The organism is Catenulispora sp. MAP12-49 (genome assembly GCF_041262705.1).
Classification (GTDB): Bacteria; Actinomycetota; Actinomycetes; order Streptomycetales; family Catenulisporaceae; genus Catenulispora.
This window is the reverse complement of sequence record NZ_JBGCCP010000033.1, coordinates 57,928-72,276: the sequence shown is the minus strand read 5'-3', so window position 1 is coordinate 72,276 and position 14,349 is coordinate 57,928. Positions and strand designations below refer to the sequence as shown.

Annotated in this window: 15 protein-coding genes; 6 read left to right on the top strand and 9 right to left on the bottom strand. The window is 71.4% G+C overall.

Annotated features, from left to right (window positions below):
- Positions 1 to 18 precede the first annotated feature (18 nt).
- From ABIA35_RS38930 to ABIA35_RS38915, 4 genes are all read right to left on the bottom strand, one after another.
- On the bottom strand, positions 19 to 957 hold the full coding sequence (locus tag ABIA35_RS38930; RefSeq protein WP_370361263.1) for a beta-ketoacyl-ACP synthase 3: 939 nt from the start codon (positions 955 to 957) through the stop codon (positions 19 to 21).
- 187 nt (positions 958 to 1,144) lie between these two features.
- Positions 1,145 to 1,993 (bottom strand): tetratricopeptide repeat protein, encoded by an 849-nt coding sequence (locus ABIA35_RS38925; protein WP_370361262.1) that lies wholly within the window; start codon positions 1,991 to 1,993, stop codon positions 1,145 to 1,147.
- Positions 1,994 to 2,059: 66 nt separating this feature from the next.
- Positions 2,060 to 2,749 (bottom strand): SIMPL domain-containing protein, encoded by a 690-nt coding sequence (locus ABIA35_RS38920; protein ID WP_370345135.1) that lies wholly within the window; start codon positions 2,747 to 2,749, stop codon positions 2,060 to 2,062.
- A gap of 74 nt (positions 2,750 to 2,823) precedes the next feature.
- Positions 2,824 to 3,105: a metal-sensitive transcriptional regulator gene (locus tag ABIA35_RS38915; protein WP_370345134.1), complete on the bottom strand. Its 282-nt coding sequence runs from the start codon at positions 3,103 to 3,105 to the stop codon at positions 2,824 to 2,826.
- 76 nt (positions 3,106 to 3,181) lie between these two features.
- On the opposite strand from ABIA35_RS38915, the gene def reads away from it, so the two are divergent.
- Positions 3,182 to 3,754, top strand: coding sequence for a peptide deformylase (gene def / locus ABIA35_RS38910; RefSeq protein ID WP_370345133.1), 573 nt, complete (start codon positions 3,182 to 3,184; stop codon positions 3,752 to 3,754).
- A gap of 81 nt (positions 3,755 to 3,835) precedes the next feature.
- On the opposite strand, the gene ABIA35_RS38905 is transcribed toward def, so the two are convergent.
- Positions 3,836 to 6,073 (bottom strand): transglycosylase domain-containing protein, encoded by a 2,238-nt coding sequence (locus ABIA35_RS38905; protein WP_370361261.1) that lies wholly within the window; start codon positions 6,071 to 6,073, stop codon positions 3,836 to 3,838.
- 289 nt (positions 6,074 to 6,362) lie between these two features.
- On the opposite strand from ABIA35_RS38905, the gene ABIA35_RS38900 reads away from it, so the two are divergent.
- Together ABIA35_RS38900 and ABIA35_RS38895 are read left to right on the top strand one after the other, a co-directional pair.
- Positions 6,363 to 7,526, top strand: coding sequence for a HoxN/HupN/NixA family nickel/cobalt transporter (locus tag ABIA35_RS38900; RefSeq protein ID WP_370345131.1), 1,164 nt, complete (start codon positions 6,363 to 6,365; stop codon positions 7,524 to 7,526).
- A gap of 9 nt (positions 7,527 to 7,535) precedes the next feature.
- Positions 7,536 to 8,012, top strand: a complete 477-nt coding sequence (locus ABIA35_RS38895) for a DUF4442 domain-containing protein (protein WP_370345130.1) — start codon at positions 7,536 to 7,538, stop codon at positions 8,010 to 8,012.
- Between the two features lie 157 nt (positions 8,013 to 8,169).
- Here ABIA35_RS38895 and ABIA35_RS38890 read toward each other — a convergent pair whose 3' ends face one another.
- Entirely contained in the window at positions 8,170 to 8,583 is a 414-nt protein-coding gene (locus ABIA35_RS38890; protein ID WP_370345129.1) for a PaaI family thioesterase, read from the bottom strand.
- Between the two features lie 115 nt (positions 8,584 to 8,698).
- Between ABIA35_RS38890 and ABIA35_RS38885 the strand changes: the two genes are divergently transcribed.
- Entirely contained in the window at positions 8,699 to 9,349 is a 651-nt protein-coding gene (locus ABIA35_RS38885) for a TetR/AcrR family transcriptional regulator (protein ID WP_370345128.1), read from the top strand.
- A gap of 11 nt (positions 9,350 to 9,360) precedes the next feature.
- On the opposite strand, the gene ABIA35_RS38880 is transcribed toward ABIA35_RS38885, so the two are convergent.
- The 3 genes from ABIA35_RS38880 to ABIA35_RS38870 all read right to left on the bottom strand — a co-directional run bounded on the left by ABIA35_RS38880 (position 9,361) and on the right by ABIA35_RS38870 (position 12,316).
- Positions 9,361 to 10,188, bottom strand: a complete 828-nt coding sequence (locus tag ABIA35_RS38880; protein ID WP_370361260.1) for a GPP34 family phosphoprotein — start codon at positions 10,186 to 10,188, stop codon at positions 9,361 to 9,363.
- A 141-nt stretch (positions 10,189 to 10,329) separates the two neighbouring features.
- Positions 10,330 to 11,508: an S-adenosylmethionine:tRNA ribosyltransferase-isomerase gene (locus ABIA35_RS38875; protein ID WP_370361259.1), complete on the bottom strand. Its 1,179-nt coding sequence runs from the start codon at positions 11,506 to 11,508 to the stop codon at positions 10,330 to 10,332.
- A 1-nt stretch (position 11,509) separates the two neighbouring features.
- Positions 11,510 to 12,316, bottom strand: coding sequence for an SDR family NAD(P)-dependent oxidoreductase (locus tag ABIA35_RS38870; protein ID WP_370361258.1), 807 nt, complete (start codon positions 12,314 to 12,316; stop codon positions 11,510 to 11,512).
- 147 nt (positions 12,317 to 12,463) lie between these two features.
- On the opposite strand from ABIA35_RS38870, the gene ABIA35_RS38865 reads away from it, so the two are divergent.
- Both ABIA35_RS38865 and ABIA35_RS38860 read left to right on the top strand, forming a co-directional pair.
- Entirely contained in the window at positions 12,464 to 13,663 is a 1,200-nt protein-coding gene (locus tag ABIA35_RS38865) for a GAF domain-containing sensor histidine kinase (protein ID WP_370361257.1), read from the top strand.
- 34 nt (positions 13,664 to 13,697) lie between these two features.
- A complete protein-coding gene (locus ABIA35_RS38860; protein ID WP_370361284.1) occupies positions 13,698 to 14,324 on the top strand; it encodes a response regulator in 627 nt (208 codons plus the stop codon).
- Positions 14,325 to 14,349: the final 25 nt, after the last annotated feature.

Genomic DNA, 14,349 nt, shown 5'->3' with positions numbered 1-14,349 from the left:
AGAAGTCGCGAAGACTCCCTACGGGCAAACCACCACCTGTCCCGCGTAAGACAGGTTCCCCCCGAACCCGAACAGCAGCACCGGCGCCCCCGCCGGGATCTCCCGCCGCTCGACCAGCTTCGCCAGGGCGATCGGGATCGAGGCGGCGGAGGTGTTGCCGGATTCGATCACGTCCTTGGCCACCACCGCGTTCACCGCGCCCATCTTGGCCGCCAGGGGCTCGATGATGCGCAGGTTCGCCTGGTGGAAGACCACGCCGGCCAGGTCCTCGGGGCCGATGCCGGCGCGGTCGCAGACCTGGCGGGCGATGGCCGGGAGTTCGGTGGTGGTCCAGCGGAAGACGGTCTGGCCTTCCTGGGTGAAGCGGTTGGGGGTGCCCTCGATCACCACCGCGCGGCTGCGTTCGGGGACCGAGCCCCACAGCACCGGGCTGATGCCGGGTTCGTCGGCGGCCACCACGACCGCCGCGCCGGCGCCGTCGCCGACCAGGACGCAGGTGGTGCGGTCGGTCCAGTCGGTGACGGCGCTCATGAAGTCCGCGCCGATGACCACGGCGGTGCGGGCCTGGCCGCAGCGGATGGCCTGGTCGGCCAGGGCCAGGGCGTGGGTGAAGCCGGAGCAGACCACGTTCACGTCGATGGTCGCCGGGCTGCGCATGCCCAGGCGGGCCGCCACGCGGGCGGCGGTGTTGGGGCTGGCCGCGCCGGCCGTGCTGGTGGCGACCAGGACCAGGTCCACGTCGCCGACCTCGGTCCCGGCCCCGGCCAGGGCCTTGGCGGCGGCCGCGGCCGCGAACTCGTCGAGCGTCTGCCCGGGTTCGGCGATGCGGCGGGTACGCACGCCGACCCGGGTGGTGATCCATTCGTCGCTGGTGTCGACCATCTCCGCCAGGTCGGCGTTGGTCAGGACACGATCGGGCTGGCTGTGGCCGAGGGCGGCGATCCGGGCACCGGGCACGCGACGGCTCCTTGTCTGCATTGGCTGCCCGCGAGCGGGCTGTTCCCTATTGATCCTCGCGTGCTGGGATCGGCCACCCTGGTCACGGAAGCACCAAAGCCCTTCGTGTCGGCTCTGGAGGGTTCCGCTATAGGCCATACGCGGGGGCAGAGCGGAAATCGCAGACTTTGGCTGGCTGGGCGCCCCGTTAGGCGAACTCGGGCGTCATCGCCACTGCCATCCGCAGATGCGTCTTGGCCTCATCGGCGAGTCCCTGGCGCTCCAACGTCCGGCCGAGCATCAGCCGCGCGTAGGAGTCCGCGGGATGGTCGGCGAGCATCGCCTCCAACACCTGCCGGGCGCGGCCAAGCTGCGCCGAGGCAAAGTACGCCGAGGCGGCGACTCGACGGACGTTCGGGTCCTGGGCGTGCTCGGCCAGCAGCGGGTCCAGCAGCACCAGGGCCCCGAGCGGGTCGGACAGAGCGATCAGCTCCTCGGCCCAGCGCAGACGCTCGACCTCCTCCGGCAGCGTGCGCGCGGCGTCGGGCTCGTCGGCAGCGGTGAGGAACTCGCCGATCGTCGCCGGCGACATCGCGAACTCCAGCAGCGCTTCGCCGACGGCCACGGTCGGCGAAATGGTGATGCCGCGCGCCTTGCCGATCAGGAGCAGCTCGCGCAGGCGGGCATGGCCTGCGGTCTCGGACGACAGCAGGTTGGCGCCGTTCACGAACCCGGCGCGCTCAGCGACGGCGGCCAGCTCCGCACGGTCGCGAACGTCATGCGACGCCAGCAGCTCGGCGGCCACCCGCCCCTGCAACTCGACGCCGCCGTGCTCCTCGGCGAGCAGCAGCAGACGCAGGGCGTCGCGCGGGGCCTCGGGATCGGCGGGGTCGGTCAGCAGGGGACGCCAGACGACCTCGGCGGCGAGGTCGGCGTCGGCACCAGCACCAGCACCAGCACCAGCACCAGCACCAGCGGTGGCCAGCGCCGTGCGCAGCCGCTCGGCCGCGACATAAGTCCAGGGGTTGGCGACGTCGGCCCACATCTCGATTCGCATGACGAACTAAACGCGGGAGGGAGAACGAACATTCCCCCTGGCGATGTGGCACCCCAGAAGGCGCTCCTACAACCCAGCCGGCTGCGTCGCCGAGAACCGCGCCTCCACCGCCGCGTACACGTTCTGCCGCGTCGGCTCCAGGTCCAGCGCCGGAAGCCCATCGTCGACCGCGCCGCCGGGTGCGGAGGCCATCGCGTACATGGCACGCCCATGCGGAGCCGGCGCGCCGCCGGTCGACAGTCCGGTGTCGGCCAGCTCCAGCAGCGCGGTGAGCTGCGAGCCGAGGGCGTCGGCGTACTCGCGCGCCCTGCGGACCGCCTCGCCGACCGCCTCCGCGCGCGCCTTGCGGTAGACCTCAGACTCCCGGCGCAGGCTCCAGTAGGGGCCGTCGATCGAGCGGCCCTCGGCGTCGGCGATCCTGGTGACCATCTCGCCCAGGACCGTGAAGTCCTTCACCACGATGCGGACGCGCACCGAGCCCTGATACGGGCCGACCTTGTCGGAACGCTTGTTGCGAAATTCCGGGTACACCGAGAAGCGGCCGGTCTCCAGCTTCTCCAGCGCCTCGCCGTACTCGGCCCTGAGCTGGTCCAGGAGGTCCTTGTTGCGCTGGGTCAGCTGCTCCAGGGCGGTGCGGCGGTCCTTGTCGCGGGCGGTGACCGTGACCGCGAACTCGCACAGTTCGGGGTCCGCCTCGACGTTCGCCTCCCCGCGGACGCTGACGACGATGGGGGTGCCGGCGGCCTGATCCGTCATGACCGCCAGTCTGCCGCAGAGACGGGGTGGTGCGCCCGATGAACGGCCGCGAACGCGGAGCACGCCGCGAACCGCTAAGACCGCACCAGCCGCGCGATCGCCTCGTTCGCCTCCTTGACCTTGGCGTCGGCCTCCGGCCCGCCGGTCGCCAGGGCGTCGGCCACGCAGTGCGCGACGTGCTCCTCCAGCAGCCCCAGCGCCACCGACTGCAGAGCCTTGGTGACCGCGGAGATCTGCGTGAGGATGTCTATGCAGTACTTGTCCTCGTCGACCATCCGCTGCAGGCCGCGGACCTGGCCCTCGATGCGGCGCAGCCGCTTGTTGTAGTCGTCCTTGCGGTCGGTGTAGCCGTGCATGGCCCGCTCCCCATTCCTCGTCGTCGCGCCGGTCCAGTATACCCCCGAGGGGTAGCCGACCCGTAAGATTAACGCCATGAGCCAGACCGATTCCGGCACCGCCCGGCCCATCACGATCGTCGGCAACCCGGTGCTGCACCAGCCGTGTGCCCCGGTCGAGGAGTTCGACGACCAGCTCGCCGCGCTCGTGGACGACATGTTCGCCTCGATGTACGCCGCCGAGGGCGTGGGCCTGGCCGCCAACCAGATCGGCGTGCCGCTGCGGGTGTTCGTCTACGACTGCGCCGACGACGACGGCGTCCAGCACGTCGGCCACATGGTGAACCCGGTGCTGGCCGAGCTGCCCGCCGACCGGCGCCAGCTCGACGACTCCGCCGAGGGCTGCCTGTCGGTCCCCGGGCCGCACCACGAGCTGGCCCGCCCGGACTACGCCCGGGTGACCGGCGTGGACCTCAAGGGCGAGCCGATCACCGTGGAGGGCACCGGCTACTTCGCCCGCTGCCTGCAGCACGAGTTCGACCACCTGGAGGGCCGGCTCTACATCGACCGGCTCAGCAAGCGCCAGCGCAAGAACGTGCTGGCCGAGATGGAGCAGATGCAGGCCGAGAAGGCGGCCGAGGCGGAGAAGGCGACCTCCGCGGCGAACTGAACCGCGCGCCGCACACAGAACGACGGACAACACCGAAGGGCCCGCAGAAGCGGGCCCTTCGTCACGTGCGCGCCGGCAGCCTCAGCCCCCGGTGGTCGTATGCGGCGGCGGCGACGGCTTGGTCGGCCGGCTGTGCGTCGACGACGGCGGCTGCTGCGAACTGCTCGTCGTACTCGTCCCGTTCCCCGGCCCCGACGTCGTCCCGCCCCCGCCACTGCTCGACGTCGTCGACGTCGGCGTGTTCGGCGGCTGGTAGGTGTTGGTCGGCGACGGCGGCGAGGGCTGGTTGGTCTGGGACTGGCTCGTGGTCGCGCCGGTGCCGCCCTGGGTCGGCCCCGACGTCGGGCTCACCGGGTTCATGGGCGCCGCCTGGTTGTTCTGCGCGGTGAAGGTGAACGACTGCGCCTGCGAGCCGGCGACCGCCTGGTTCATGTACGCGGCCCACAGCGGCGCGGCCACCGCGCCGCCGCCGACGGTGTTCTTGCCGGCCATGCCGTTGATCGGGGTCAGCGCCCCGCCGTCGGTCTGCCCCCAGATCGCGACCGCGGTCGACAGCGTCGGGGTGTAGCCGACGAACCAGACCGAGCCCAGCTTGGTCCCGTCGCCCGGCAGGTCGGTGGTGCCGGTCTTGCCGGCCACGTCGCGGCCGTCGGCCAGCTGCGCGCCGCCGCCGGAGCCGTTGGTCACCACGTTCTGCAGGGCCCTGGTCACCTGGTCGGCCACGGCCGGGGTGAAGGCCTGCTTGGCCAGGCTCTGGTGGGCGTAGATGGTCTTGCCGCCCTGCTGGACGCTGGCCACCGTATACGGGTCGACCTGCTGGCCGTGCGCGGCGAAGGTGCCGTAGGCGCCGGCCATCTGCTCGGGGTTGGTCGACACCACGCCCAGCGGCAGCGCCGGCAGCGCCTGCTGCTGCGCGGTGACCGGGACGCCCGCCGCGCGCGCGGCGTCGGCCACCTTGTTCATCCCGATCTGCTGGCCCATCTCGATGAACACGGTGTTGATCGACTGGTTCAGCGCGTACTGCACCGAGACCTGGCCGTAGCTGGTCCCGCCCTCGTTCGGGATCACCTGGTCGGACTTGGGGATGTGGTAGGGCGAGGTGCCGTCGAAGGTGTCGTTGACCGTGCCGCCGTTCTGCAGGTAGGCGGCCAGGGCGAAGGTCTTGAACGAGGAGCCCGGGGACAGCGTGCCCTGCCAGGAGGCGTTGAAGGCCTGTTTGGAGTAGTCGTCGCCGCCGTACAGGACGCGGACCGCGCCGTCTCCGGGGACGACGGTGGAGATCGCGGTGTGCACGTCGGCGTCGACGGCCCGCTTGCTCGGATTGAGCTGGCTGGTGATCTGTGCTGCCACAGCGGCCGCCGCTGCGTCCTGCATCTTGGCGTCGAAGGTGGTGTAGATCGTGTAGCCGCCGGTCTCCAGCTGCTCGCGGCTCAGGCCGGTCTTCTGCTCGGCCTCGCCGATGGCCTCCTCGACCAGGTACTCGTCCTGGTTGTCGGTCTGGCTGCTGGGCCGGGGCCAGGGCGCCAGCGCCGGGAACTGCTGCGCGGCGCGGTCGGCGGGGCTGAGCTTGCCCATGGTCACCAGGCCGTCGAGCACGTAGTTCCAGCGCGCCTGGAGCTTGGCCATGATCGAGGGGTCCTTGGGCGCCAGCTCGTAGTACGACGGGGCGTTGACCAGCGCGGCCATCACCGCGCCCTCGGCGACGCTGAGCTGGTTGACGTCCTTGCTGAACCAGGCGCGGGCGCCCATCTGGATCCCGGAGGCGCCGCGGCCGAAGTACACGGTGTTCAGGTAGCCCTGCAGGATCTCGGACTTGGGCTGCTTCTCCGAGATCTTCAGCGCGATGACCGCTTCCTTGACCTTGCGGGACAGGGAGCGCTCGTCGGTGAGGTAGGCGTTCTTCACGTACTGCTGGGTGATCGTGGAGCCACCCTGCGTGGAGCCGCCGCCGAGGTCGTTGACCAGGGCGCGGGCCGTGCCGGTGACCGAGATGGCGCCGTCGGACCAGAAGTTGCGGTCCTCGGCGGACAGGAAGGAGTTCTGCACCGGGACCGGGACCTGGGACAGCGGGACGTCCTGGCGGATCTCCGGGCCGCGCCGGCCGAGCACCACGCCCTTGTCGTCGACCACGGTCAGGTGCTGCTGGGTCACCGACTCGTTCATCGGCGGGACCGAGACCGACGCGTAGACCGCCCACGCCCCGGCGGTCACCAGCAGGACGAACGCGATCAGCGTGCTGGCGACCAGCCGCCAGGACGGCAGCCAGTGCCGCAGTCCGGCCTTCCCGCGGCGCGGGTAGTCGATCACACGCAGGGCCATGGGGAACGGCTCCTTGTCCGGGCCCCTGCCGACTCGGCAGACCCCTTGCAGTCATTGTCTTCGGGCGTCAACACATCAGACCATCGTGATCTGAAAAAAATCGGAACATCCGGAGAAACCGGTCGTGATCCACCTCTCATCACGGTACGCGTCCCTCCGTGGACTCAACGCCTAGTTGCGAACTCTTCGCAACTGCAAAATAATCGCGTCTGGGGCGGGCCGGTGTCCTCCCCGGCCGCCGGCCCCGGCGGCCGACCCGAACCGATGAGCTCAGGGGGCGTCCAGCGCCATGACCGCGACCACAGCAGGCGGCACCGACAGCACCGGCACCGCGCCCGCGACCGGCCGATCCCGGCTCGCCCGGATCCGGGCGAGCCTGACGCCGGCGGAGTGGGGACGCGTCGGCGGCATGTTCGGCTTCATCGCGCTGCTGCACGTCATCGGCTGGGGCATCCTGGCCGCGCTGGTCGTGCCGGGCCACTACCAGTTGCAGGGCGGCCTGTTCGGCTTCGGCACCGGCCTGACCGCCTACACCCTGGGCATGCGGCACGCCTTCGACGCCGACCACATCGCGGCCATCGACAACACCACCCGCAAGCTGATGGCCGAGGGCAAGCGCCCGCTGTCGGTCGGCTTCTGGTTCTCCCTGGGCCACTCCTCGATCGTCGTGGTCCTCACGCTCCTGCTGGGCCTGGGCCTGAAGGGCCTGGGCGTGGAGCTGACGAACGACAAGTCGAGCCTGCACAGCTTCGGCGGCCTGATCGGGACCACGGTCTCCGGCTCGTTCCTGTACCTGATCGCGATCATCAACCTGGTGGTGCTGGTCGGGATCCTGAAGGTGTTCCGGCAGATGCGCCGCGGGGAGTTCGACGAGGCCACGCTCGAGGAGCACCTGAACAACCGCGGCCTGATGAACCGCTTCCTGGGCCGGGCGATGCGCGCGGTGAACAAGCCGTGGCAGATCTACCCGGTCGGCCTGCTGTTCGGCCTGGGCTTCGACACCGTGACCGAGGTCGGGCTGCTGGTGCTGGCCGGCACCTCGGTGGCCTCGGGCCTGCCGTGGTACGCGGTGATGTGCCTGCCGATCCTGTTCGCCGCCGGCATGTCCCTGCTGGACACCATCGACGGCTCGTTCATGAACTTCGCCTACGGCTGGGCCTTCTCCAAGCCGGTGCGCAAGGTCTTCTACAACCTCACGATCACCGGGCTGTCGGTCGCCGTGGCGCTGATCATCGGCACCATCGAGCTGCTGAGCATCCTGCAGGACAAGCTGAACCTGACCGGCGGCTTCTGGAACTGGATCGCCACCGTCGACCTGAACAGCATCGGCTTCGCCATCGTGGGCATGTTCCTGCTGGTCTGGCTGGCCGCCGTGGCGGTGTGGAAGTTCGGCCGGATCGAGCAGAAGTGGACCGCGTCGCTGCCGGTGGCCGAGGAAGTTACCGACCAGTAGGATCATGGCATGACCGCAGCAGAGACCGCAGCAGAACAAGAGCCGTTCGACGTCGGCGCCTTCCTGACCGCCGCCGTCCCGATGGTCGGCACGCTGGCCCTGGAGTACGTCGAGGTCGCGCCGGAGCGCGCCGTGCTGAAGTTCCGCGACCAGGGGCCGTACCGGAACCACATCGGCGGACCCCACGCCGGCGCGATGTTCACGCTGGCGGAATCCGCCTCCGGCGCGATCGTCGCCGCCGCCTTCGGCCACCTCATGGCTGAAGCCACCCCCCTGCCCACCACCGCCACCATCGACTTCAAGAAGGTCGCCAAGGGCGACATCACGGCCACCGCCACGCTCGGCCGCCCCGTGGACGACATCCTGGCCGAGCTCAAGGGCGGCACCCGCCCCGAGTTCCCGATCCACGTGGCCATCCAGCGCGACAACGACGACGCCGTCACCGGCGAGATGACCATCATCTGGACCCTGCGGCCCAACAGCTGACGCCTCAGCGAAGCAACCCCCACCCGGTATTAGAACGCTTTAAACCTGGGAAAGGTTGCTTCTTTTCGGAAAGTGGGCCCGCCGGACGATCTTCCGTCCGGCGAGCCCACGTCCGGTCAGGGAACTGATCCATCGTCAGGACAAACCGGTTTCCCTGTCAGGACACACAGAGCACTGTCCCCTGAGCGATCGCGCTGAGCACCCGTGCGCCGCCCTCCGCCACGGCGTACAGGTCGCATCGGCACACCGCTTGGCGTCTTCCGGTGTAGGTGACCTCAGCCTCGGCCTGAAGCGTCACCCCGGACGCCGGCCGGATGTAGCTGATCGTGACCCCGCTGGTGAGCACTTCCGGACCGAGCGTGGAGCCGGCCGCGAAGGTGATCGCGTTGTCCGCGGCGTACGCCAGCACGCCGCCATGAAGGAACCCGTTCTGTTGCTTGAGGTTCTCGCGGACCGGGACCGCGATCGTCGCGCGCCCCTTCTCGAAGACCTCTATCCGGGCCCCGAGCAATACGCTGAACGGCTGCGCGGCAAGAACCATGCGCGCCGTTTCGATGTCGAGGGTGACCATGGAGGACCATTGAGCGGTTCTCAGGGCCCGGCGTCAAATCGGAAACCGGGGACCGGGCCCCGCGGCCGCACCCCTGGCGAACGCACAGCAGCCGCGCGTGACGTAGATTCCTGCCGTGGATCCCGACACCCTGCCCGCGCCGTTGCCCCGCGGCAACCACGGACTGAGCCGCGAAGAGGTCGCCGCGGCCCAACGCGGACGGTTGCTGACCGGGATGCTGGAGGTCGTGGCCGAGAAGGGGTACGCGGCGGCCACGGTCGGGGCGGTCCTGTCCCGGGCCCGCATCTCCCGCCAGACGTTCTACGAGCACTTCACGGACAAGCAGGACTGCTTCCTGGCCGCCTTCGACCGCTCGGCCGACCACTTCGCGCTGCTCATCGAGCGCTCCCTGGGCTCCCCCCGCGACCCGGTCCTGGAGCGCCTGGACCGGATCTTCGAGGCGTACCTGGGCGCCCTGGCCGGGAGCCCGACGACGGCCCGCATCTTCATGATCGAGATCTACGCGGCCGGCTACCCGGCGCTCTCCCGCCGCCTGGAGCGCGCCGAGACCTTCGCGATGAACCTGGCCCAGGCCATCACCATCGGCCGCACCTGGCGCGGCGGCCTGGACCCGCTGTTCGTGGCCCGCGCGCTGACCGGTGCGGTCAGCGGGCTGGTGACCGAGCGGATCCACGCCGGGCAGGTCGAGGCGCTGCCGGGGCTGCGGCCGCAGATCGTGGCGCTGGCGGCGGCTTTGTTGGAGGACGAGGGCAGCGGCGCCACGTGACCGCGCGGCGGTCAGCCGTGGTGGTGGCCGCCGCCGCCGAAGTCGCCCGAGCCCGAGTGATGGCCGTGATGGCCTGACGTCGAGATGTCGGTCGACGTGCCATGGTGACTACCGCCGCTGTGGTGGTGGGAGCTGTACATCTCGAGCCGGTACTCCTGCCGCAACACGATCGTCAATTCCCTGGTCATCCTCGCCAGGCCACTGGACAGCGCCTCGGCGATGGCGTTCGCCATCTCGGCGTCGGCGGCGGTCACCGTGGAGCGCATGCTTTCGGTGACGCCGTCCGGGACGCTGAACTTGCCCAGCCGCCTGCGCGCCACGATGCGATGCGGTCCCCGACAGAGCTGCCGGCTCAGACCGGCGGCGTGCACGATGCCGGCCAACGCCCGGTCCTCGGCCGTGGCCGACGCCTCCCCGTGCGCCACGCGATCGATCCGGGCGCGTGCTTCGGCCAGCCGTTCCTGATCGCGCACCGTGATCACCGTGGACCTGGCCAGGCCCTGTCCGCGATGCTCGATCCGCATCACCTGCTTACGTCCCAGCAGTGCCAGGTACTGGCCCAGGATTCCGGCCTCGGCCTTGTCGCCCCGCAGCCACATCTCGACCTTCGCCGGCGCCGCCTCGGCGCTCAGCGAGCTCAGGGTGTGATCCAGCAAGCGGTGACCGATCGGCAACGGATCCTTGACCGTGATCCGGCCCTCCTCCAGGCTGAGCCGCCCCGCCAGGCTCAGCTCGATCAGTTCCAGGGCCCGCAGTGCGGGCGCCATGCGTTCGACATTCCGGACTCTGCCGTTGCGCGGGTGGATGGCAAGCAGCAGGAGGTCCTCCCCCAGTGTCATGGTTCTGAGATTAGGCGCGTGCGCCGGTCTAAGCCATGGCGATGCTGATGGCGCCGGCGGGGGGGGGGGGGCCCCCCCCCCCCCCCCCCCCCCGCCGGTATCCCTTTATCCATAAGGCCTTAAGGCTTTCGCCGGTCCGGCTCAGCGCCGCAGCAGCAGGTTCACGTCCCCGAACTCGTGCCACAGATACCGCCCCGCCAGCGCCGCGTCGTAGCCGGCCCGGATCAAGCGCGGCCCGGCGATCGCCGTCAGCATCAGCAGGTGCGACGCCTCCGGCTCGTGGAACCCGGTCAGCAGTCCGTCGACGGCGCGGACCCCGCGCTCGGGCGTGATGATCAGCTCGGTCCACCCCTGGCCGGGGTGGACCGTCCCCTCCTCGTCAGCCGCCGACTCCAGGGCGCGGACCGCCGTCGTGCCGATGGCGATCACGCGGCCGCCGCGGGCGCGGACGTGGTTGACCAGCTCCGCGGTCGCCGCGGGGACCGAGTACCACTCCGCGTAGGGCTTCTCGTGGGCCTCGGGTGAGGCGACGCCGGTGTGCAGGGTGATCGGCGCGATGTACACGCCCTTGGCGACCAGGCGGGCCACCACCTCCGCCGAGAACGGCCGGGCCGCGCTGGGCATCTCGGCACTGCCGGGGATCGCGGCGAAGACCGTCTGGTACGCCGTGATCGGCCAGTCGCGGTCGACGTAGTCGTACCGGATCGCGCGGCCGTGGCGGGTCAGGTAGTCCGCGACCGACATCCCCAGGTCCAGGCGCGCCACCCACAGCCGCGGCGTGTACGGCCGCAGCAGCGTGACCGTCGCGCCGCCGGTCACGCGCAGGCGCAGGCCGGGGCGCGCCGGGCTGTCCGGATCCTCCGAGTCCGGCGAATCCGGCGAATCCGGGCCCAGCGCGAAGGGCTTGGTCGAACCATCGCCCATCGGCCGCCGCAGCTCGACGATCCACGCGTCCGGGTCCTGCGGCGTGCCGGTCGAGACGTGCAGCACCAGCCGGGTGCCCGACTCCGGGTCCACCGCGTCCAGAGCGGCCGGCAGGGTCCCGGAGTTGTTCACCACCAGCAGGTCGCCGGGCTCCAGGACGTCCGGCAGGTCCGTGAACACGTAGTGCTCGACCTCCGGGTCGTCTGCCCCGCGGCCCCGCGCGACCAGCAGCCGCACCCCGTCGCGGTCCAGGCCGCGGGCCTCGGCGGGCTTGCGGGCCAGCAGATCGGAGGAGACGCGGAACCCGGCGCCCAGCGGGCCGGCCGGCGCGGTCTCGGCCGACCCGCGCGAGCAGGAGGCGTTCACGGCAGTGGGCTCGTGCAGCAGCACCGACATCTCAGGCCACCTCCGCATCGGCCGCCACGGTCCGGGGCAGCAGGTCGCCGGCCTGGTAGCGGCCCGAGGGCCGGCGCTCGTCGATCAGCCGCAGGAAGCCCGGGACCACGGTCCCCGGCAGCGGCAGATCGCTGATGTCCTCGCCGGGGAAGGCGTCCTGGTGCATCTGCGTCTGCAGGTCGCCGGGGTCCACGGCCCAGATGCGAACCTGCGGCTCCTCCAGCCCGAAGATCGCCGAGGCGTGGTCCAGCGCGGCCTTCGACGCCCCGTACCCGCCCCAGCCCTCATACGGCTCGACGGCGGCGTCGGAGGAGATGTTGACGACCTCGCCGCCGTGCTGGCGCAGCTGCGGGAGCAGGAGTTGGGTCAGGGCCAGCGGCGCCAGGACGTTCACCGCGAACGTTTGCTCCAGCGCCTCCAGCGGGAAGTCCGCGAGCGCCGGCATCGGCGATCCGCCGAGGCTGGAGGCGTTGTTCACCAGCAGGCTGGCGCCGCCGAGTTCGGAGGCCGCCTCGGCCAGGTCGGCGCGGTGCGTGTCGTCGGTGACGTCGCCGGCCAGCGCGACGACGGTGGTCAGCGCCAGCAGCTCCTCCTGGGCGGCGGCCAGCCGGTCGGCGCCGCGGGCGTCGATCACCAGGGACCAGCCGCGCTCGGCCAGGCCGCGAGCCAGCGCCAGACCCAGGCCCTGGGAGGCGCCGGTGATGACGGCCACCGGGTTGCCGTCCCAGGCGCCGGCCGGAACCCGCCCGGCCGTCGGGACCGTCTGAGCCCCCTGGGTCTGCTCGGTCTGCTTCGTAGTCGTGTTCATGCCCCAAACCCTGCTCCGCGGCCCGGCCGCGGGGATCGGGCGCGGGACCGGGATCGCCCAGGGTCGTTAGTCCTAGGACCAGGGGCCTAGGCCCGACCGGTCCCCGGCCCGATGGGGTCCGGCGATCATCGGCGATACCTTGTCGATATGGCAGCGAAGACCAGCCCCAGCCCCCCGAACGCGCTGGACACCATGCGCCGGCTGTCCGCGGCCGTCCTGGCGGTCAGCCGCCACCTGGCCACCGACGAGGTGCTGCAGACGATCGTGGCCACCGCCCGCGAGCTGATCGGCGCCGAGTACGCCGCCCTGGGCGTCCCGGACGGCGCGGGGAGCTTCGCGCAGTTCCTGGTGGACGGCGTCACCGACGAGCAGTGGGCCGCGATCGGGCCGCTCCCGCGCCAGCACGGCATGCTCGCGGTCATGCTCCAGGACCCGGCGCCGCAGCGGCTGGCGGACGTGCGCAAGGACCCGCGCTTCCGCTGGTGGCCCAAGGCCCATCCGGAGATGGACGCGTTCCTGGGCCGGCAGATCCGCGACGGCGATGAGATCCTCGGCGCGCTGTTCCTGGCCAACAAGGCCGGCGGCTTCACCAAGGACGACGAGGAGTTGCTCGGGGTCCTGGCCGGCCACGCCGCCATAGCCCTGCGCCACGCCCGGCTCTACGAGCGCGAGCGCGAGCTGGCGATCACCCGCGAGCGCAACCGCCTGGCCCGCGAGCTGCACGACGCCGTCGCCCAGAAGCTGTTCGCCCTGCGCCTGACCTCCCAGGCCGCCGCCGACGTCCTGGACTCCGACCCGGCCCGGGCCCGCGCCTCGCTGGAGCAGGTCGCGGCGCTGGCCAAGGAGGCCGCCGAGGAGCTGCGCTCGGTGGTGGTCGAGCTGCGGCCGGCCGAGCTGGAGGAGGACGGCCTGGCGGTGACGCTGCGCAAGCACGCCGAGGTCCTGGACCGGGTGAACCAGACCGCCGGCGGGCCCCGGGTGACCTTCGAGGGCAGCGACGTCAGGGCCCTGTCGCCGGCCGCCGAGGAGGTGCTGCTGCGCGTGGCCCAGGAGGCCCTGCACAACGCCCTGCGCCACGCCGGGGCCAAGACCATCAGCGTCCGCCTGCGCGAGCACTGCCCCGCCGGCGCGATCTCCGGCGCCAGCCCCTGCGGCGGAGCCCTGTTGGAAGTGGTCGACGACGGCGTCGGCTTCGACCCGGCCGCGGTCCGCCGCGCCGGCCGCAGCCTGGGCCTGGTGTCGATGCGGGACCGCGCCAAATCGGTGCGCGGGCGCCTGGAGGTCGCATCGAGCCCCGGCGCGGGAACGACGATCCGTCTGGAGGTGGACCGTGGGCGCGCGGCCTGAGGTCATCAGGGTCCTGATCGCGGACGACCACAGCATGGTCCGCCAGGGCCTGCGCACGTTCCTGGAGCTGCAGGACGGCATCGAGGTCGCCGGCGAGGCATCCGACGGCGCGGAGTGCGCCGAGAAGGCCGCCGAGCTGAAGCCGGACGTCATCCTGCTGGACCTGGTGATGCCCGGCGTCGACGGCGTCGGCGCGATGGAGCTGCTGCGCGAGGCCGGCTCCACGGCCCGGGTGCTGGTGGTGACCAGCTTCACCGACCGCCGGATGATCATCCCGGCGATCCGCGCGGGCGCCTGGGGCTACGTCTACAAGGACGTCGACCCCGCGGCACTGGCGGCGGCGGTCCGCTCGGTCCACGCCGGCCACGTGCTGCTGGAACCGGAGGTGGCCACCGCGCTGCTGGACTCCGGCAGCGGCAGCGGCGCCGAGCCGGGCCCGCAGGCGCCGCCGCTGACGGCGCGCGAGCGCGAGGTGCTGGTGCTGATCGCCCAGGGGCGGTCGAACCGGGAGATCGCGCGGGCGTTGGTGCTGGCCGAGAAGACGGTGAAGACGCACGTGTCCAACATCCTGATGAAGCTCGGCGTCGCCGATCGGACGCAGGCCGCGCTGTGGGCGGTGCGGCATGGGGTCACGCCGAACGATGAGCGGACCCTGAGGTAGGCATCCGACCGCGCCATGCGAGACT